We start from the raw sequence: 19,201 nt of genomic DNA on the forward strand, positions 1-19,201 counted from the left end.
AGCTCAGTCCAGCCCGAGGCTTTCGGCCATGATCGCCGCCTGCGTGCGGTTGCGGGCATTCAGCTTGGTGCAGATCGACCGCACATGCATCTTGATCGTCACCTCGCTCAGCCCCATGCGATTGGCGATTTCCTTGTTCATCAGGCCACCGCGCACGGCGCGCAGCACCTCCAGCTCGCGCGGCGACAGGCCGGAATCTCCGGCACCCGGCGGCGGGGCGGATTGAAAGCTGGCGGGCAGATACACCTCGCCCGACAGAACCAGACGGATGGCATTGGGCAGCGATTTGGCCGAGGTGCTTTTGGGAATATACCCCGACGCGCCGCGTGCCAGCGCCTCCATCACCGTTTCACGGCGGGCGAGGCCGGAAAACAGCACCACCGGCTTGCCCTGGTTTGCGGCCACCAGATCGGCGACGCCCTGCACACCCTTCATGCCCGGCATCGCAAAATCCAGCAGCACGATGTCGAACCCGCCCTGCGCGGCGATGGCCTGCTGTGCGGCGGCGAAACTGTCGGCGGTGGTCACGGAAAACCCGCCCTGCGCGCGCAGATGCGAGGCCACCAGATCGCGGACCAACTGGTGATCGTCTGCGATCAGCAGGTCAACCTCTGTGTCTGCCGCGCCCGTCATCTGTTCCACCATCACCGTGTTCTGACCGATCCTTGCCCGGCACACACCATTTATAACGCGGAACGCGGGCGGGCGATACCTCACAGCCTGCAAACCCCGCGTCAGGCCGGGCGATTCCGGCGGTGCGCCGCCCATCCTTCTGCGCGGGGCACCTATACGGATGATAGGGGGCGCTTGCCGGTCAGCGGCGGTAAGAGCAGCCGGGGCCGCATTGCGGGCCTGCCCATCTGGTTGCGCGCATTCCGCCTCTCGCGCGTGCCAGACGCCCGGAGCCTGGCTCCGGGCGGGGCTACTGGAGCAGGCAGCGCGGCAAGGCGCTGCGCAGCGCCGCCCATTCCGCCGCAAACACCGCGTGATGCGCCGCCAGCGCCGTGGCATCCGCATTGCGCGCCGCCCGCTCCACCGCCACCAGCCGCCGTGTCAGCGCCACCGCCCCCAGAACGGCTGCGGCACCCTGAAGCCGGTGCGCCGCCTCGGCCAGTTGCGCTGATTGCACCGCGGGGGCTGTCAGCTGGGCCTGAAAGGCATCGCCCTCGTCCAGAAAGCGGGAGAGCGCCTGTTGCCGCGCCTCGGGCGACAGCAAGTCGCGCAGCTCCTGCACCACCTGCGCGTCGATCCCGGATTCGGCGGCGGGTGGCAGCGGGCCAGACAGAACCTGCGTCAGCGCGGCAAAGGTCAGGGGTTTGCGCAGAACTTCGGGCAGGCCGCCGGCCTCGAAGCGGCGCAGCTCTTCGGGCAGGCCATGCGCGGTCAGCCCGACGATGCGCGCATCCGCCGAGGCGCCGCTGGCGCGGATCGCCTGAGTCGCGGTCAGACCGTCGATCACCGGCATGCTGATGTCCATCAGGATCAGATCGAAGGCCTGCTGCCGCGCAAGGGTGATGGCGCGCGCGCCATCCTCGGCCTCTGTCACCTGCTGGCCCAGATGTTCCAGCATTTCGCGCACCACGATGCGGTTCGTTGCATTGTCTTCCACGATCAGCACCTTGTGGCGGGGGAGGCTGGCATCGGCCTGCGGATCGGGCAGGGGCTGGTCGGTATCGACATCCTGCGCCGCACGCTGCATCGGGGCGGTGAACCAGAAGCGGCTGCCGGCACCCGGCGTGCTGCTGACCCCGATCTCGCCGCCCATATGTTCCACCGCCCGTTGCGCGATACCCAGCCCCAGCCCGGTGCCTTCGACGGCCCGGTCATAGCCGCTGTCCAGCGTTTCAAACGCGTCAAAGATGCGGTGCAGCTTGTCTTGCGCAATGCCGATGCCGGTATCCGAAACCTCGACCCGGACCAGAAGCCGATTGCCAACGTCGGGAAGCAGCGTCGCGCGGATGGCAATCGTGCCGTCATGGGTGAATTTTGCGGCATTGCCGACAAGGTTCAGCAAGGTGCGCAGAAAGATGCGCCGCATCCCCGACACCTCTGCCATCGCCTCGGGTGGCAGATCCAGGGTGATGCGGTTGCCCTGTTTCTGCGCCAGCGGCATTGCCTGTTCGGCAAGATCGGCAATCACCCGCGTCAGGTTGAACGCGGACGGGCTTTCGATCAGCACATCCCCGTTCAGCCGCGCCAGCTCCAGCACGTCATTGATCTGATCCAGCGCCAGTTGCGCCGCACTTTCGGCAATCGACAGGAAGCGCGCCTGTTTCGCGCTGAGCTTGGTGGTTTCGCGCAGAATGTCCAAAGCGGCGATCACGCCGTTCAGCGGGGTGCGCATTTCATGGCTCATCACCGCCAGAAAGCGCGCTTTGGTATCGGCGGCCTCGACGGCGGCATCGCGGGCCTCGCGCAGGCTCGCCTCGAAGCGGACCTGTTCGGAAATGTCGCGGATGAAGGCGAAGAACACCGGAATGCCATCGCTGTCGCGGTCTGTCGCCAGCGCGAGTTCGATCGGAAAGGCGGTGCCGTCGCGCCGGACCGAGGTCAGCACCACCCGGCCTTGCGGTGCCTCTCCGGCCAGACCGCCGCCCAGAAAATCGCGCAGCTTCTGGGTTTGCGGGTCGCTCAGATGGCCGGGCAGCAGCACTTTGGCAAAATCGGCGGCCACCATCTCGTCGCGGCTATACCCGAAGATGGCCTCTGCCGCCGGGTTGAAGGTAACAATGCGGCCATCGGCCCGCGCCAGAATCACCCCGTCGAGCGAGGCACTGAGGGTTTTTTCCAGATTGGAGCGGACCCGCTCTGCCTCCTGGCTGCGCCGCTGCAACTGTTGCGACAGGCGCAGCATCAGCCATGTGGTGCCCAGCAGCAGCCCGATCAGGGCCAGCGCCACCGTTGCAAAGCGCGCGAGCATGCCGCGCAGCGCCTCGCGGTCATGGGCATTGCCCTCGACCAGCAGCGACAGCGATGACACGGTGAAATCGCGCATGGGCCGGTGCATCCGCGCCAACTGCCCGGACATTGCAGGCAGCGCCACCCACAGTGCCGCATCCGGCACATCGACCATGGCGCGCAGGATCTGCGTCTGTGCCTGCACCGTCTGCCAATCGGCATTGGTCTGCTGCACGTTCAGCCTGCCGGGGCGGCTGATGAAACCCTCGATCACGCTGACCCGGCTGAAATACACGTCGAAGGCCTGCCGCACCGGGCCCAGGCCGGAGCTGTGAACCGGCCCATAACGCGCGGCATCAATGGCCCGGCTGAGTTTCAGCAACTCCACCTCGATCTGCGCGATCAACCAGGTGGTATTGTCGGATTGCGCGATGCGGGCATCATCAAGCTTGCTGCTGACCCGGTAGGCGCTGATCGTCAGCAAGCCAAGGCCCAGCAGCACCACGATCAGCAGCGGCCACAGCTTCGGCACCAGCCGCAGCAAGGCACCGCCCGGCAGATCCGGCAACGGGTTGCCCCGCCTCACGGATGGATCGCCGCGACGGCGATCAACTGCCAGACGCTGGCGGCAAAGATCGTCTCATCCTGAAACGCCCGGTTCGTATCGAATGGATAGACCAGCCAGAGCGGCCCATTGTCGCGCACGCCGAAGGTGGCCCCATCCTTGCGGGTGGCGATGATCGGGTGTTGCGGGCCCAATTCCTCGACCACCAGTGTCACGGCGTAATCATTCAGCGCCATCAGCTCCACCGGCCCGGTGGTGATGCCGGCCTCTTGCAGCACAGCGCGCAGTGGTGGGCCGGAAAAGGTGATCGGGCCATCGGTCCACAGGGTTGTGGTGGTGAAGCTGATTTGTGGCATGGCATCCAGCGTCGTCAGGTCAAACGCATGGCGTGCCCCGCTGGTATCGGTGACGGTCAGCAGCACGACGCCCTCGGCTTCGGATCTTGCTGGCCCCAGCAGGGCCGAAGCCAGCAGTCCGGCGGCAAGGCAGCCCCGCCAGACCGGGCTGCCGGGCCATCCCGACGAAACGTTCGCTCCACACACCATGTCAACTCCCCGAACACCACGGGAACCGACTATAGACGCCACAACCACAAGGAAAACACTATCTTATGGACAGGTCCCGTCAGATATCCTTCATCAGACGCAGCGCATCATAGATGGCGGCATGGGTGTTGCGACTTTCTACCGCATCCCCGATCCGGTAAAGCCGGAACCCGGCAGGCCCACCCGCAAGCGTTTGCGGCCGGCCCGCAATCAGCGCGTCATAATCGACTGCGCCCAGATTCTCGGATTGCGGTTTCAGCTCGAAATAGATCTCGGCCAGGGGCTGTGTGCCATGATTGACCACCACCTGATCGAAGTGGCGCTCCTTGGTGACATCCATGTAATCCGACCCGATCACCGCGCGCAGCCGGTTGCCATCGCGCAGCACCGATTGCAGGCGGTAGGTGACGGTAAAGGTGACGGCCTTATCCTGAAGCGCGCGCATATAGGGCACAAGGTTCATGCCCATCACCTCGGGGGCAAAGCTGCGGTCGGGGGTCATCACCTCGACCGTGGCGCCGCTTTCGGCCAGCAGTTGTGCGGCTTGCATCGCCGTATGGTCGCCCGCATCATCATAGAGCAGAACCTGCGTGCCGGGTTTCACATCGCCGGCCAGAATGTCCCATGCCGACACCGTCAGGTCATTGCCTGCCGCCAGCACATCCTTTTCCGGCAGGCCGCCCGAGGCGATGATGACCACCTCGGGTTGCTCTGCTAGCACATCTGCCGCTTCGGCAAAGGTGTTGAAGCGGAACTCCACCCCGCGCGCGGCACATTGCGCCACGCGCCAGTCGATGATGCCGATCATTTCGGCCCGGCGTTTGGTCTGCGCCGTCAGCCGCACCTGCCCGCCGGGCTGGTCTGCCGCCTCGAACACCACAACGCGGTGGCCACGTTCCGCCGCCACGCGGGCGGCCTCCAGCCCGGCCGGGCCTGCGCCGACAATCACCACCTTTTTCGGCTGGGCGGCGGGCGTGATGTCATGCGGCATGGTTTCTTCGCGGCCGGTGGCCGCGTTGTGGATGCACAGCGCCATGCCGCCCTGATAGATCCGGTCGAGGCAATAGGTGGCGCCGACACAGGGGCGGATGTCATCCTCGCGCCCTTCGATGATTTTGCGCACGATATGCGGATCGGCCATATGCGCCCGTGTCATGCCGACCATATCCAACTGGCCCGAGGCCACCGCGTGCCGCGCCGTTGCCACATCGGGGATGCGCGCGGCGTGGAAGGTGGGCAGGCCAACCTCGTGGCGGATGCGCCCGGCAAAATCCAGATGTGGCGCTGACCGCATCCCCTGCACCGGGATCACATCCGTCAGCGCCGCATCGGTGTGGATGCGCCCGCGAATGATATTGACGAAATCCACCAGATCCGAGGCCTTGAAACGCCGCGCCATTTCCACGCCTTCGGCCTCGGGGATGCCGCCCGCCGCGACCTCATCCGCCGTATAACGCACTCCCAGCAGGAAGCGTGCGCCCACCCGCTTGCGGCAGGCTTCCAGCACGTCCATGGCAAAGCGGATGCGGTTGTCGAAGCTGCCGCCATAGGGATTGGCCAAAGTATTGGTCAGCGGGCTGACGAATTGGTCCATCAGGTGGCCGTAACATTCGAACTCCACCCCATCGAGCCCCGCCCTCGCCATGCGTTCGGCGGCATCGGCATAGTCTTCGATGATGCGGGCGATATCCCAGTCTTCGATGATCTTCGGAAAAGCCCGGTGCGAGGGTTCGCGCGACGGGCCGGGGGCCACCACCGGCAGCCAATCGGCCTTGTCCCATCGGGTGCGGCGGCCCAGATGCGTCAACTGGATCATCACGGCGGCCCCGGCCTCGTGGCAATCATCGGTCAGCCGTTTCATCCAGCCGACCACCTCGTCCTTATACGCCAGCACATTGTTGAACACCGGCGGGCTGTCGCGCGACACGGCGGCCGACCCTGCCGTCATGGTCAGCGCCACGCCCGCCTTTGCCCGCTCCAGATGATACAGCCGATACCGATCCTTCGGCATCCCGTCCTCGGGATAGGCCGGTTCATGGCTGGTGGTCATGATCCGGTTGCGCAGGGTCAGGTGCTTGAGCTGATAGGGCTGAAGAAGCGGATCGGTCGACATGGGCAGCGGGCCTCCGGCTGGCGTTTGGACAAGGCTAGCCGCAGCGTGCGAGTCTGGAAAGCAGAAATTCGACACTCATGTCGAATTTAAAAAACAAGACTGTCAATTTTCTTGCTGCGCCGGGCGCAGATGCTATCCTGACGCCATGAATGATGTTCCTGACCGTGGCTGGCGCGGCTCTGCCGATCTGTGGCTTGATGCCGCCCATGCCCTGCTGCTGGAAGGCGGGGTCGAGGCGGTGAAAGTCGCGCCGCTTGCTGCGCGGCTCAATCTGTCGCGCACCAGCTTTTACCACCATTTTGCGGATCGGGATGCGCTGCTGGCAGCGCTGATCGCCCGCTGGCAGGCGCAGAACACCGCCAATCTGGTGGCGCGTTGCGAAGCCTATGCCGAAACCATTGCCGAAGCGGTGCTGAATGTCTTTGATTGCTGGATCGACGTCCGGCTGTTTGACAGCGCAATGGATTTTGCCATCCGCAACTGGGCGCTGACCGCGCCGGATCTGGCGGACCTGTTGCAACAGACCGATCAGGTGCGTCTGGCTGCACTTTCCGCCCTGTTCCGCCGCTTCGGCTATGACGAGGCGCAGGCCGATACGCGGGCGCGGGTGATCTATCTGACGCAGGTCGGCTATATTTCGATGCGCAGCGCCGAAAGCCTTGAGGTGCGGCTGAAACGGATTCCGGCCTATGTGATGGCCTTTACCGGAACGGCGGCGACCGATCAGGAAATGGCGCGCTTTTCGGCGCGCCATCTGTAAGCCTCAGGCGGCAACCCGGCGGCAGCCCTGCTGCAAGATGCGCTCTGCCAGCGCATCCGCCGCGACATTGGTGGGGATCTGCGCCTGATGCGCATGGTCCAGCACCTCGCGCGTTGTGCGCAGGATCACGGCGGCCCGCTCCATCCGCTGCGGCATGGTCAGGGTTTCACCGGGCAGCGGAATACCCAGAACGCCGCCCGCATTCACCACATAATCCGGGCAATAGAGCACGCCACGCGCGTGAAGGCGGGCGCCATCCTCGGGGGTTGCCAGCTGATTGTTGGCGGCCCCCGCAATCATGCGCGCGCCCAGCTCCGGGATCGTATCGGCATTCAGACCGGCTCCCAGCGCACAGGGCGCGAACACGGTGGCAGGCACGCGATGCGCGGTGCCAACCGCCACCGCCTCGGCCCCGAACCGTGCCACGGCCTCGGCCACGCGGCTGGCCGAGGTGTCGGACACGATCAGCTTGGCGCCCGCCTGATGCAGCCGCTCTGCCAGATCCATGCCCACTTTGCCCAACCCCTCCAGCGCCACGACGATGCCTGACAGCGGCAGGCCCAGCACCTGCAAACCCACCTGAATGCCGTAAAACACCCCCAGTGCCGTCACTGGCGAGGGGTTGTCCTCCGGGCCGAACCCCATGTTGCGCACATGCCGGGTGCGGCTGGCGATTTCGGCCATGTCCTGCGGCGCGGTGTTGGAATCCTCGGCGGTGATATAGGCCCCGCCCAAGCGTTCGACAAAATCGCCAAAGGCCCGCATCAGCGCGGGCGTTTTGTCGCGCAGCGGATCGCCGATGATCACCGATTTGCCACCGCCCAGCGGCAGCCCCGCCAGCGCGTTCTTGTAGGACATGCCGCGCGACAGACGCAGCACATCAGTCAGCGCCTCGGCCTCGCTGGCATAGGGCAACATGCGGCAGCCGCCGAGTGCAGGCCCGAGCCGGGTATCATGCACGGCAATGATCGCCCGCAGACCGGAGGCGGCATCGCGGCAGAAGGCGACGGTTTCATGCGTGTCGAATTCGATATGGTCCAGAACAGCCATGTGTTTTCCCTGTCGTTTCCCCGTCGATCACGGGGATGGCCAGAGCCTAGGCGCTGTGGCAGAGAACGGCGTTGTCATTGCGCGGGGCGAAACCTAGTCTTGCGATGATCCTGTCCGGCAAAAGCCGCAGGTCGCAGGACAGGATCGCCGGTTTGGCGCAACAGGGGGGGGCCAACATGGATGACTTCGACAAACGCATCCTCCGGGTCATCCAGAGCCAGCCGGATCTGACGATCCGCGAGATCGGGGCCGCCGTCGGCCTCAGCCACAGCCCGTGCTGGAAGCGGCTGCAAGCCTTGCAGGCGCGCGGCATCCTGCGCGGCAAGGCCTATGTGCTGGACCGCGAGGCGCTGGGCCTCGACGTGCGCGCCTGGTGCATCGTCAAGCTGAAAAGCCATTCCAATGATGCGCTGGCACAGTTCGAACGCGCTGCCCGTGCGATGCCAGAGGTGATCAGCTGCGCGATCCTGTCGGGCGATGACGATTACATGCTGGAAATCGTCACCCGCAATCTGCGCTCGTTCGAGGTGCTGATCAAGGACAGCCTTGTGCGCCTGCCCGGCGTGGCGCAGGTCACGTCACGGATCGCGCTGCGCGAGGTGAAATCCAACGGCCCGCTGCCGCTGTAGCGGTGGTCTTTCAGGCAGATCCCTGACCCCTCCACAACGCGCAAGCCGGATTTGTGAAAGAACAAAGACGTCCGACTTGGCAACGCCGCCCGCACCGATTAGGAAGCGAGGTGGAGCAGTGGTCGAGTGGTCTAAGGCAACCGACTTGAAATCGGTCGGGCCAGAGATGGTCCCGTGGGTTCGAATCCCACCTGCTCCGCCACATACCATTGAAATTATTAGGAATTTTGGATTTCTATGGCACAACCCGCCAAAGAACCCACCATTATTTTTGCGCTTGGGTGCGAAGTCATGCAACAAGCATGTGTGGCGTTGGTGTCACTGTAGCCGGACAAAAATATGAGTACAAACGGACAAAAATATGAGCACATGAGCTATGCTAGCGGCGCATAGCTCGAGCGGCGATAGCCTACCCATCCGCACGCTGCTTGGGATCATACAGGTCCGGGAACGGATAGCCCGGCACCAGGCGATGCAGTTCTTCCTTCGGCAGTGCCGCTTCCAGCACAACCATCGCCTCATGGACGACACTGTGCCACATCGGGGCACCATGCCATCGGGTATCCTCGGGCTGGCCGCGCAGCCGACATAGCGCACGGCAGGCCAGTTCCAGTGGCGGTTTCTCTCTGCGCGGCGCCATTTTCATCCCCAATGAGATCAGAAACTGAACCGCAGATTCGCAAAGCGGGCAAGGAATTCCTTGCCCCTTCCGCACATCAGCCCATCGCCAGCAGAGCCGCCTTCAGATGCCGCCACGCGCGCGCTGCAGCCAGGGGGACCACCCCGTTACCGGCTGCTGCGGATCGGTCCAGCCCGGAGGCCACCCCATCATCCAGTCCATGAAGGCAGGGGAATAGCTCAGGGCACCGCTGCCATGCTTTTCCCCATTCAGCAAAATCACCCGGCAGCGGTGGGAAGAGACCGGGCTGCCAGGCACCCACCCCGCCGCCATCAGAATCTACCACAGGAGCGACCAGGCCGAGGCTGCGTTCTTCAGCCCGATCTGACTGCCGGTCTGGTTCTCGTCGGTCTTGAAGGCAACTCCGGCCGGGCTCAGCATCACACAGGCCCGATTGCCGCTGCCCTTGAAGGTCGGTGTGGGCCAGAATGAACAGCCTTTCACGGGTATGCGACCCGCCGACTTCCGCCGCTGATACGACGCGTGCTGCAACCCGGTAGCCCAGTTGCTGAAGGTCTCGGGCGACGTCTCGGAAACCAAGGGAGAGATGTCCTGGCACGTTTTCAAAGAAGCACCATTCGGGGCGTATCTCGCCCACGATCCGGGCCACATCGGGCCAGAGGTGGCGGGGGTCATCCTCGCCCCGGCGCAAGCCGGAGAGGGTGAAGGGCTGGCAGGGATATCCGGCAGAGAGGATATGAATGCGGCCACGCCACGGGCGGCCGTTAAAGGATCGCAGATCGTCCCAGACAGGAGCCGCAGCCAGGGACGCGTCCGCCATCCGTGCCACGAGAGAGGCCGCAGCGAAACTGTTTCGCTCGACATAACACACAGTTCTGTATCCGGGTTCTGCGAGGTGAAGGCCGAGATCCAGTCCGCCGACACCGGCGCAAAGGCTGAGGCCATGAAAGACGTCATGTCTTCCGGGGGAACGAAGAGCCACACGAGGCATCCTTTCCATCGCGGTCCTGCCGCTGCGGGTTCGGGCTCTCGGATGGCCTCAAATGGTTGTAAGCGGCACAGCGCGGGCACTTGATTGAAATCGTGCCGCTGAATGCGCCTGCTGTCAGTTTGAACAGCAGGCGGCGACATCCGCAACAGCGGATTTCAGTCCAGACAGTCATGCCGCCTCAATCACGAAGTTTGAGATGAGCAGCTCTGCGCGTGTCTTTGCCCCATCATTGGCGGTGCGGCTGATTGTGTAACTGGTGCGCACCTCGGTCAGATGGAAGCGTGCGAACAGGTCTCGGATCTCGGGCACATCATTGATCGACATGATGAAGCGGCCCTTGATGCTGCCCAGGACATCCGCCATCCGCCCGAAATCCTCGCGGCTGAACAGGGTGCGGCCATAGTCGCCCTCGCACCCCCAGTAGGGCGGATCGAGATAAAACAGTGTGCCTTCGCGGTCATAGCGCGGGATGAATTCGGCCCAGTCCAGGCATTCGATTGTCACCCCGGCCAAGCGGCTGTGCAAATCCTCAAGCATCGGCTCCAGAGTGGTCAGGTTGAAGCGCCCACCACGCTCTGTCTGCACCCCAAAGTTCCGCCCTGATACCTTGCCGCCAAAGGCGGTGCGCTGAAGATACAGGAAGCGCGCAGCGCGCTCGAGATCGGTAAGCGTGTCGGGATTTGTGTCGACCAGCCGATAGAACTCGGCACGCGTGGTCAGCTGGAATTTGAGCGTGTCGAGGAACTGCGGATAGTGGCGCTGAAGGATCCTGAACAAGGTGGCGATGTCGCGCCCCTTGTCATTGATCACTTCGCAGCGTGCGCGCGTGCTGCGGCGCAGGAAAATGCCGCCCATGCCGACAAAAGGCTCGGCATAGGCGGTGCATGGAGTGCGGTCGATGATGGCGCAGATCCGCTTGGCAAGGTTGCGCTTGCCACCCAGCCAAGGGGCGACAGGAAGAGTTGGTTCAACAGGCCTTAAATCGGCGTTCATGGGTGTGTTCCTGATGTTGTGACAACAGGAACATATCAGGAACAAAGTGGGCTGTCATAGCCCCATGGTGCGGAGGTGATCTTTTTGGATCGGTGCGGGAACCTAAGCCAGAGTGGATCTCGACCCTGGACGGGTTGTGGGTTCCGTTGATCGAATATAGCATATTCGTTGAGGATTCTAAGGATAGGCAGATACTATGGCTCGCCACACGAAAGTCACTATACTTAGGTGGCGCTCAAGAGTTCAGAGCCCCAAGTATTGGCTTAAGGGTGGGTTCAGAGCTCCCTTTGGCTCGTGCTATATGAGGGCAGATCAACTCATAGAGTTGATGGCTCCCTATGTATCAGACAAAGCGGTGATAAGGTCAGCAGAGATCGGACCCAGTCTGCCTTTGATAGGTGGTGCAAGATCACTCTGTCAGCAGTCGCATGTTGTAATACTCACCAAGCATGCTGCGGAGCGCATCAGTGCCGATGTCGTGGCGGATCTCAGGAGAACAGGTTCGATAGTTGGTGTCGATCATGTCGACAGCGACTTTTCCAAGATAGACGGCAAACCGTTTGACTTTCATATTTCAGCCACACAAGCTGGCAAAGCTGAGATGGAGGAGCGCTTCAGAAATCAGCCCGTGTTCAGACTTGACCATCATGCCGATCCACGCATTCGCCAAGTACACACAGACTTTCCCGGATTGTCTGCAGTTTACTTAGGAAAGCCAGCCAACTGTAGATTGCCGCCCGGCCTGTCTTCGGAAGTAACGATGTTGCGGGCGGTCACGAATCCACAAATGGAGGTAGCACTACGCACGCTGAGCGCATTCAACTTTCACTACGCAATGCGCTCAGTAGAAAGTGGCGAGGGTCACATCTATAAGCCCTTTACCAAGGGATTCAACTCCGCTGCTGCAGGGGCGAATATTCTTGTCGGTCGCGATACAGATGACGCAACGCACTTTCTTGGATCAGACTATCCGTATCTAGTCTCTGGCAACGACGATAAGTCTATATATGACACATACAATCGTGCAAAAGATGGTTTCAATAGCCCTGAGTGGCATCGTGGTTTAGATGCAATTCGGGCTCTGCGTGACTCTGTCAGCCCTCGCGCCATAGCTGAACAATTTATGTATATACTGCAGTCACTTAGGTCTTGATTGAGCTTATTCCCCGCCACGACCAAGGCGAAGCCATTCATGAAAACGGGGCATATAAAAATGGCTCCGTTAAGAACTTTGACACTTGTGGCGTTAGTCCCTGTTCGTATGGCCCCACCACATCACCTTGCCGATGATGTCGAGGGTTTCAATCTTGGGTCCGCTCAGGACTTCTGGCGCGTATGCGGGATTGTCTAACAGCAGCATAATCAAGCCCTGCTCCGGGCCTTCGCCCGTTCCAAACGATCAGCCAGACCGTTAAGACCCCGGTTGTTCGATATGGCATCAGCGGCTGCGTCAACCTTCGCCGCCAACATCGCCTTGGCAAACGCCAGAGCCTCTTCGGGGTGGGCATCGGCAGAGGTGCGGGGCTTCGCGTGAACGAAGGGCAGAACCTTGCCGTAGCACTCCGCAGCTAGGGACAGTTCAGCGCGCGCCTCAGCCAACTTCCGCGCAATCGCTTGGTCGGCGTCCTCCATGAGAACACGGGACTTTGCCGCCTTCGCGATTACCTCAGTCAGCAGTTCGGTGACTGCCATGGCCCGCGCTTCAGCCGCCTTCCCTATCCGCATAAGCGCCACGGCAGGATCGACGCCCTCGGCTTCGATGGCTTCTCGCAGAGCAGAAGTGCGGCGGTTCGGCGACCCGCGCGGACGCCCGGGACCACGCCGCTTTTCATCTTGCGAGCCTTCGACCTGTTTTTCATCTGCTTCCGAAGCTGACATCGCCAATATCCATCCAATACTTTATTGAAGGATGGCGCAGGATGGTTATCGGCTTTTCACACCTTCAGCGCGTTTCTTTCAGATTGACAGAACCGGCATGCAAGACAGGGTTGCCCGATGGAAGCGGGGAGTGCTTTGATCGACGGCAAGTAGCTTGGGGAACGAATTGACTAGAGAAGCTATTGTGGCCTTCGTCCTGATCGTCGTTCCAGCATCTGTATATGCCGAGGTTTGCACAACGGTGGGAACGTCCCCTTACTTCACCGGAGATGGCAATTTCGCGCTGCTAGAGCCAGCTTTTGAAGACTACGCTCACATGCTCGATGACGCCTGTGCCGCGTGGGGCTTCACAGCGCGGGATGAATGCGGGATTGTCACGCTTATGGGTGACGTGGGCTTGAATGCAATCGCGACACACTGCGATGAAATACCCGTGATCATATACAATCGACAGCTTTCTGGGATCGTAGGTGGTGACGGAGCCGAATTCGTTATCGCCCATGAACTTGGCCACCATTTCTGCGGCCATCTGGATCATCCATCAGATGACTTTGTGGCTGTCAGGGCAGAGGAACTTGAGGCAGATCGGTTTGCAGGCGCTACTCTTCGGAAGATGAACCGAAAACTGGAGCACATCTTGGATATCACGAGCATTTTCCCGGAAGAAGAGGGTGATACCCACCCCAGCAGGCCTTTGCGCGAGACGGCAATTCGTGCGGGATGGATCAATCCTGAAACGGCGCTTGATTGTCGATAAGAGCCGATGGGCACCCAATCTCAATTTACCGGCAGATTGGCGCGTTTGACACAGGGTTGCAGGGGGTTCAGGTGGTTATTTCCCAACTCTACCCGTCAGTATGTGAAGATCGCCACTGACGGCGACTCTTTTAGAATAACCACCTGCACCCCCTGCACCTCCATAAATGACAAAAAATCAATGGCTTATGCCGCAGGTGGTTCACTTTGGAACCACCTGCACTTGGCAGTGAACCACCTGCACCTGTCTGGACTGGCGGCTTGTGCAGGGGGTTCGAGGTCGATTGCAGGTAGTTCCAACGTGCCTTGCAGGTGGTTCGGCAGCGATTGCCCAGCGCAATGGCCGTGCTGAATGTCGTGATTATCTAGGGCCAGCTACCACCCCTCATAGCACGATGGGGGCAGGTTCGGCTGATCGGATGACCACCACGGCGCTTCATGACTTTCGCCCCGAACCCACGCGGCGACTGACTTGCCGTCAAAGCGCAACCCTTTGTCCTTCTTCTCGAAGCCGAGGCCGATCATCGCGGCCTTCATGTTGGCATGGTGCCTCTTGTCCATGCCGTTCACATCATCGGCGTTGATGCCGACGATCTTCCAAGCATCGACAGCCCGTATCTTCATCGGACCTTCAGGGATGCGGTCAGCCAGCATTTCATGCCACGGCCCGAAGTCCGTTGCCGCGCGCGCAACCACCGCCGCAGCGGCCTTCAGATCGGCATCATCCAGCCACAGGGCTTCATCCGGTTCCCGCGCGACCGCTTCAGCCCATATCTGATCACGGATGGCCCGCACCCCAGCGGCATCGGCTTGGGTGACGGACACGGGCCAGAAGCGACGGTTTCCGGTGGTGTCGGTCAGGTAGGTCGTTTCATTCGTAGTGCCGAACAGGACGAACTGCCGACCGCGCGTGACCGGGTATCTGTCGAAAGCCAGCCGGGCGCGGTCATGGGTAGTGGTGATGAACGACTTCACGCGGTTGGCATCGCGCTTCCCGAGGCCGTCCAGTTCGGCCATTTCGACCACCCACGCGCCCGATGTCTTCTCAATCGTTACCTTCGGATCAGCGCCGATCTCAAGCTGATCTGTGAACCAGCCGGGATCGTTGCAGAGGGCCTTCAGTAGCGACGACTTCCCCAAGTCCTGCGCCCCTTGCAGCACCAACATATGATCGAATTTGCAGCCCGGTTGTCGTGCGCGGCGCACGGCAGCACACAGCACCTTCCGACCAATCGCGCGATTCAGTGGTGTATCTTCGGACCCCGTGTAGTCAATCAACCAGCTATCGATCCGCGCTACCCCATCCCATTCCAGACCGTCCAGATACTGGCGAACCGGGTGGTAGGCGTTTCGCCTGCCGATCAGGGATATCGCATCGGCAATCTTGTCCTTGGCAGGCTCTTGGCCATTCCGCGCCCAGATCAGCGAAAATCGGATGTCAGACAGTATGTCATCTGTCATCACCGTGACACCATGCGACCCATGAAGTTCCAAATTGTCGGACAGCAGGTTACGCTTCACCGATTGCCGCCTGTCACGCAGGACGCCTTCAACTTCAAAGTCGAAGCGTGTCTCACCCGTCAGCGCAGTTTGACCGCGCGCGCGATGTTGTTCGAGATCGACCACCGTCGCCCCCTTCTTTGCCGGTGCGGCCTTACCTGTGTTCTCTATCCAGCCGGGAACATCATCCTGCATGGATCACCCCTTTCGGCAGGGTGCGCCAAGTGAAGTAGAGAGGGCCGACGACAGACTGCCCCTGAAGCAGCGTGATGCCCTTCGCCTGCGTTATCCGGGACGCAACGATGGCATCTGGCATGGGGAAAGGCATAGGGTGCCATCCGCCCGATACCAGATGCGGACAGGCGTCTTCAGCAGTTTCGGCGCATCGGCGGCAGGTTGGTGCGTTCGCGGTTGCCCACGCCCAGGAAGTCCCATCTTCGCGGATCAGATCGGCTTTGCCCTTGCCGAACCACCAGCGATGACCCTCTTCGGTCGGTTCAGCGCAGATCGGACAGAGCCATTCCCAGACGGCACGGCGGGCGCGGACCACATGCAAATCTTCGAATATTGCCTTACCCTGGCCCGGCAGATCAGGCTGCCACAGCGCAGCGCGATTGTCAGCCCACGGACACACGCGAACATCGAACAGCATCTCAGCGGACCAGCACACGACCCAGGGAACATCAGGGCGCTTCATGCTGCACCGCCGATCTGATACTTCGCTTCCAGCCGTTGGACATACTCGCTGACGCGGTGGAAATAGCCAAGGACGCGGCTGAAGTCGGGTGCCTTGTCATCGGCATAGGGATGAATCGCCGTGGCCATCGGACGGCAGCCAGGGTCGGGCAGAGGTTTTCCGACAAGATTGTTCAGTTCTTGCCAGTAAAAGGCGGCGAACGTCTCCAGGTTAGCGCCAGACCACACGATCCGGTTACATTCGGCATCGGACAGCGCGCCCGAATGATCCAGGCGTTCGATCTTGGCGATCAACATGCAGACATCAGGATGACCCAAGCCTGCGCGATAGCGGCGGCTGGTGTTAGAGATGAGGGAGGAATTCAGTCCCATATGGGCCTCGCAGTTATTGCGGGGCGCGCCGAAAGTTGCTAATCTCACAACAGTGACGAAGTGGATTTCTTTTCGGAACGCCCGGTCAGAAATGCCCGGGTTTTCTTTTTTTCCCCGGCAGACTTCATGGGAGCGGTCACGCGGCGGCGCGGGATTTTTCCCAAGCCTCGACATCGGCTAGACACCAGCGGCGGCATCCAGGCGAGAGTTGCACCGATTTCGGAAAGCCTTCTGCGTTACCCGCTTCCCAGCGCCAGATCGTGGCGCGGTGGACCCCAAAGCGGGCGGCGAGTTGTCTATCTGTTGCATAAGCCATGATTGGACCTCTTGCGTTGACCTGTAGTCGCAAGGTGTCGCAATCATTCAAGAATTGCCAATGAAGCCTACCCTAATCAAATGCAGGGGTTTCCTCGTCAAAGGGAGAGGAATTGATCATACAATCGCATGACGTTTTTTAATTTATGCGGATCATCGCCTTTAGCCTTTGGTGGGCGATTAGCAGTAGATAGGGCAAACGCGTAAGTCGCTTGCTGGTAGGTTTTTCCGGTTAGCCGCAGCCCCTCAATTGCGATCCCTGTCATCGCAACTTGCATAGGGTCTGCATATCGGCCTCGCCTTGACCGAACGCCCTCAAGCAATGTCGCCGCTTGGCCTGCTAGTGCGCCAATCTGCCGGTCGTCCTTAGTTCGGATTGCCTCTCGAAGCCCGCAGATAATGGCACGCGCAGCCTTAGTCGGTGCGCCACCTGTTTTTCCAGACCGTATGCGCAACCCCCACCCAGTCACGGGGCCACCGTCCAAGCCTTCAAGCACCAACGCATGCAGTGCCGTCACCACCCTATCGCGCGACAGGGCGACGAGCAGTTTTTTGGCATCACCTCTCTGAAGCCATCGGATGACCGCTATCCGGTTTTCCGCCCCTAAGTCCGACCACCACACAGGCGAGGCATCCCGATAACGCAGGGAGGCGCGAAGAGGACGCTGGGGGCTTCGCTCAGGATCACCGGCAACGTAATCATCGTCATCCATCACCCGCGCCCCTGATTGATAGGCACCACCTTGCCTTTGGCCCCAGCGCCCAGCAGGAAGCCCGCCCATGCGGCCATCATGGCGCGGCGCTTCTCCACCATGTCGCCCCGGCGATAGGCGGCTTCGACTGCGTTGCTGATACGGTGGGCAAGCGCCACCTCGGCCATTTCGCCGGGGTAGGTAGTCCGCTCTGCCACCCAGTCGCGGAAGGTAGAACGCAGTCCATGCGGCACTGCTGGGCGTTTGTTGCGAGGGTCCAGATAGCCCGCGCCACCCTTAGCAACCGCAGTCTCGTGGATGCGGCGCATCGTGGCGGAAAGTGTCATGTCGCTCAACTGGCCCCCTCTGACAGCAGGGAACACCTGCGGGTTGCCTTCCAGCTTGGGCAAGGCTTCCAGCATGGCTACGGCGGTGGGCGACAGGGGAACCCGATGTTCGCGCGCCATCTTTATGCGGGCCGCAGGGATAATCCACAGCGCGGCGTCAAAGTCTATTTCATTCCAAGTGGCCCCACGCACCTCCCCAGAACGGGCGGCAGTCAGGGCGGCAAACTCCACAGCCCGTGCGCCGAAGCCGTCACGGGTCCGCAGATCGGCAAACCATGCCGGGGCATCGCCCAGCGCAAGGGCGGGATGGTTGCCCTCGACAGCGATCTTGCCGGGTGCTGGCAGAAGTTCCTTCAGGTTGCCAGCCCAGCGCGCGGGGTTGTCTCCCATCCGATGCCCCGCAACAGTCGCCCAAGAAAGCACCGCCTCAACCCGCCCCCGCAGGCGTGACGCGGTTTCAGTCTTGCTCGCCCAGATCGGCTGCAATACCCGCAGCACGTCCTGCACCGTGATTTCTTGCACGGTCATCTTTCCCAGCTCCGGCATGGCGTAGGTTTGCAGAGTGTTGCGCCATTGGTCCTGATGTTTCTCATTCTTGAAAGCGTCCAGCTTCGCGGCGAGGGCCTTATCGACGGCATCGGCAAAGGTCATACTACGACGGCGCGCCGCAATCAGGGCAGACCGCTTGGCCTTTCGATCTTCGACCGGATCGACACCCTGACGGATCAAGTCTTTGATGTCGCGCGCCCTCTCCCGCGCTTGGGCCAGCGTGACATCGGGATACCCGCCTATCCCGATTTCCCGGCGCTTGCCCCCGACCATCGCCCGCAAGAGCCAAGTCTTTCCACCAGACGGCAGAAGTTGCATCACAAGCCCCGACACCCCACCGACCGCAACAGTTTCACCTGCCCCCGTCCCTGAGTGCTTCAGACGCTTCACATCCAGCGGCCCAAGTTCAGCAGCAATCTTTGGCATTTTGACACCCTTCATCTAACCCGCCAAAAAGGCTACTACTCGATGCGACAGGGTGCAACAGCCTGCTAAAGCACGCTATGCAAATTCCTTCTATCATTCTGTTTTTTTATTTATTTTATGCGCCATGCTGCAAATTCATGCGACAGAAAAATGGCGGCCACCTGCTCCGCCACTTGCCTTCACGAAAGCGTTCTCCCGATCCGGCTGCGGCCGGATTTTCCCGTTGTTTTCTGGGGTTATGCGGGGCGGGCTGAACACTGGCCTTGGCGCCAAGAGGCCCGGAAGGGTTCTCTCAGGGCCGATATTCTCCGGACCTGATGACTGCGCCAGTTTGGTACGGGACCTTAAGTGGCTGATATTTAGAGATGATTTAGATCATGGAATCGGTACCTTTCTAATCCCGCTCGTAGCTGCGAACGGCACTGAGATCGAAACCCGGTACTGAAATTGCTGGGGATTTTGGGAGTCCCCAGATCGGCTGAGCAT

Annotated in this window: 20 protein-coding genes and 1 tRNA gene; 5 read left to right on the plus strand and 16 right to left on the minus strand. The window is 61.3% G+C overall.

Going from position 1 to position 19,201, the window contains the following annotated elements; all coding sequences use genetic code 11:
• Positions 1–3: 3 nt before the first annotated feature.
• From KM031_RS10100 to KM031_RS10120, 4 genes are all read right to left on the minus strand, one after another.
• On the minus strand, positions 4–645 hold the full coding sequence (locus KM031_RS10100; RefSeq protein ID WP_246567126.1) for a response regulator transcription factor: 642 nt from the start codon (positions 643–645) through the stop codon (positions 4–6).
• Between the two features lie 277 nt (positions 646–922).
• Positions 923–3,484 carry a hybrid sensor histidine kinase/response regulator gene (locus KM031_RS22625; protein ID WP_305798385.1) on the minus strand — a complete coding sequence of 854 codons (2,562 nt, stop codon included), beginning with the start codon at positions 3,482–3,484 and terminating at the stop codon, positions 923–925.
• Positions 3,481–4,008 (minus strand): putative pterin-binding protein, encoded by a 528-nt coding sequence (locus KM031_RS10115; RefSeq protein ID WP_215505764.1) that lies wholly within the window; start codon positions 4,006–4,008, stop codon positions 3,481–3,483. Before KM031_RS10115 ends, KM031_RS22625 begins: the two co-directional genes overlap by 4 nt.
• A gap of 79 nt (positions 4,009–4,087) precedes the next feature.
• Positions 4,088–6,121: an NADH:flavin oxidoreductase gene (locus KM031_RS10120; RefSeq protein ID WP_215505763.1), complete on the minus strand. Its 2,034-nt coding sequence runs from the start codon at positions 6,119–6,121 to the stop codon at positions 4,088–4,090.
• Between the two features lie 145 nt (positions 6,122–6,266).
• On the opposite strand from KM031_RS10120, the gene KM031_RS10125 reads away from it, so the two are divergent.
• The gene (locus KM031_RS10125; protein WP_215505762.1) at positions 6,267–6,881 is read left to right on the plus strand and encodes a TetR/AcrR family transcriptional regulator; all 615 of its coding nucleotides are present in this window, start codon (positions 6,267–6,269) and stop codon (positions 6,879–6,881) included.
• A gap of 3 nt (positions 6,882–6,884) precedes the next feature.
• On the opposite strand, the gene KM031_RS10130 is transcribed toward KM031_RS10125, so the two are convergent.
• Entirely contained in the window at positions 6,885–7,931 is a 1,047-nt protein-coding gene (locus tag KM031_RS10130; protein ID WP_215505761.1) for a Glu/Leu/Phe/Val dehydrogenase dimerization domain-containing protein, read from the minus strand.
• Positions 7,932–8,107: 176 nt separating this feature from the next.
• On the opposite strand from KM031_RS10130, the gene KM031_RS10135 reads away from it, so the two are divergent.
• The gene (locus KM031_RS10135) at positions 8,108–8,560 is read left to right on the plus strand and encodes an Lrp/AsnC family transcriptional regulator (protein WP_215505760.1); all 453 of its coding nucleotides are present in this window, start codon (positions 8,108–8,110) and stop codon (positions 8,558–8,560) included.
• Positions 8,561–8,672: 112 nt separating this feature from the next.
• Positions 8,673–8,762, plus strand: a tRNA-Ser gene (locus tag KM031_RS10140).
• A 207-nt stretch (positions 8,763–8,969) separates the two neighbouring features.
• Here KM031_RS10140 and KM031_RS10145 read toward each other — a convergent pair.
• The 4 genes from KM031_RS10145 to KM031_RS10155 form a co-directional block, all read right to left on the minus strand.
• Complete coding sequence (locus KM031_RS10145) at positions 8,970–9,200, minus strand: hypothetical protein (protein WP_215505759.1); 231 nt, start codon at positions 9,198–9,200, stop codon at positions 8,970–8,972.
• Positions 9,201–9,276: 76 nt separating this feature from the next.
• Positions 9,277–10,200, minus strand: a complete 924-nt coding sequence (locus KM031_RS10150; protein ID WP_307742822.1) for a DNA cytosine methyltransferase — start codon at positions 10,198–10,200, stop codon at positions 9,277–9,279.
• Complete coding sequence (locus KM031_RS22685; protein WP_215505757.1) at positions 10,154–10,363, minus strand: Com family DNA-binding transcriptional regulator; 210 nt, start codon at positions 10,361–10,363, stop codon at positions 10,154–10,156. Before KM031_RS22685 ends, KM031_RS10150 begins: the two co-directional genes overlap by 47 nt.
• A complete protein-coding gene (locus tag KM031_RS10155) occupies positions 10,360–11,184 on the minus strand; it encodes a DNA adenine methylase (protein ID WP_215505756.1) in 825 nt (274 codons plus the stop codon). Before KM031_RS10155 ends, KM031_RS22685 begins: the two co-directional genes overlap by 4 nt.
• Before the next feature lie 328 nt (positions 11,185–11,512).
• Between KM031_RS10155 and KM031_RS10160 the strand changes: the two genes are divergently transcribed.
• Positions 11,513–12,337 carry a hypothetical protein gene (locus KM031_RS10160; RefSeq protein WP_215505755.1) on the plus strand — a complete coding sequence of 275 codons (825 nt, stop codon included), beginning with the start codon at positions 11,513–11,515 and terminating at the stop codon, positions 12,335–12,337.
• A gap of 209 nt (positions 12,338–12,546) precedes the next feature.
• Here KM031_RS10160 and KM031_RS10165 read toward each other — a convergent pair whose 3' ends face one another.
• Positions 12,547–13,062: a hypothetical protein gene (locus KM031_RS10165; protein ID WP_215505754.1), complete on the minus strand. Its 516-nt coding sequence runs from the start codon at positions 13,060–13,062 to the stop codon at positions 12,547–12,549.
• Positions 13,063–13,246: 184 nt separating this feature from the next.
• Between KM031_RS10165 and KM031_RS10170 the strand changes: the two genes are divergently transcribed.
• The gene (locus KM031_RS10170) at positions 13,247–13,819 is read left to right on the plus strand and encodes an ImmA/IrrE family metallo-endopeptidase (protein WP_215505753.1); all 573 of its coding nucleotides are present in this window, start codon (positions 13,247–13,249) and stop codon (positions 13,817–13,819) included.
• A gap of 374 nt (positions 13,820–14,193) precedes the next feature.
• On the opposite strand, the gene KM031_RS10175 is transcribed toward KM031_RS10170, so the two are convergent.
• From KM031_RS10175 to KM031_RS10195, 6 genes are all read right to left on the minus strand, one after another.
• Complete coding sequence (locus KM031_RS10175) at positions 14,194–15,513, minus strand: virulence-associated E family protein (RefSeq protein WP_215505752.1); 1,320 nt, start codon at positions 15,511–15,513, stop codon at positions 14,194–14,196.
• Positions 15,503–16,015: a hypothetical protein gene (locus KM031_RS10180; RefSeq protein ID WP_215505751.1), complete on the minus strand. Its 513-nt coding sequence runs from the start codon at positions 16,013–16,015 to the stop codon at positions 15,503–15,505. Before KM031_RS10180 ends, KM031_RS10175 begins: the two co-directional genes overlap by 11 nt.
• Positions 16,012–16,560, minus strand: coding sequence for a hypothetical protein (locus KM031_RS10185; protein WP_215505750.1), 549 nt, complete (start codon positions 16,558–16,560; stop codon positions 16,012–16,014). Before KM031_RS10185 ends, KM031_RS10180 begins: the two co-directional genes overlap by 4 nt.
• On the minus strand, positions 16,523–16,702 hold the full coding sequence (locus tag KM031_RS22690) for a helix-turn-helix transcriptional regulator (protein ID WP_215505749.1): 180 nt from the start codon (positions 16,700–16,702) through the stop codon (positions 16,523–16,525). The genes KM031_RS10185 and KM031_RS22690 overlap by 38 nt, the downstream gene beginning before the upstream one ends.
• Before the next feature lie 97 nt (positions 16,703–16,799).
• The gene (locus KM031_RS10190; protein ID WP_215505748.1) at positions 16,800–17,414 is read right to left on the minus strand and encodes a hypothetical protein; all 615 of its coding nucleotides are present in this window, start codon (positions 17,412–17,414) and stop codon (positions 16,800–16,802) included.
• On the minus strand, positions 17,414–18,730 hold the full coding sequence (locus KM031_RS10195; protein WP_246567125.1) for a tyrosine-type recombinase/integrase: 1,317 nt from the start codon (positions 18,728–18,730) through the stop codon (positions 17,414–17,416). The genes KM031_RS10190 and KM031_RS10195 overlap by 1 nt, the downstream gene beginning before the upstream one ends.
• Positions 18,731–19,201 lie beyond the last annotated feature (471 nt).

Source organism: Gemmobacter fulvus (genome assembly GCF_018798885.1).
GTDB classification, from domain to species: domain Bacteria; phylum Pseudomonadota; class Alphaproteobacteria; order Rhodobacterales; family Rhodobacteraceae; genus Gemmobacter; species Gemmobacter fulvus.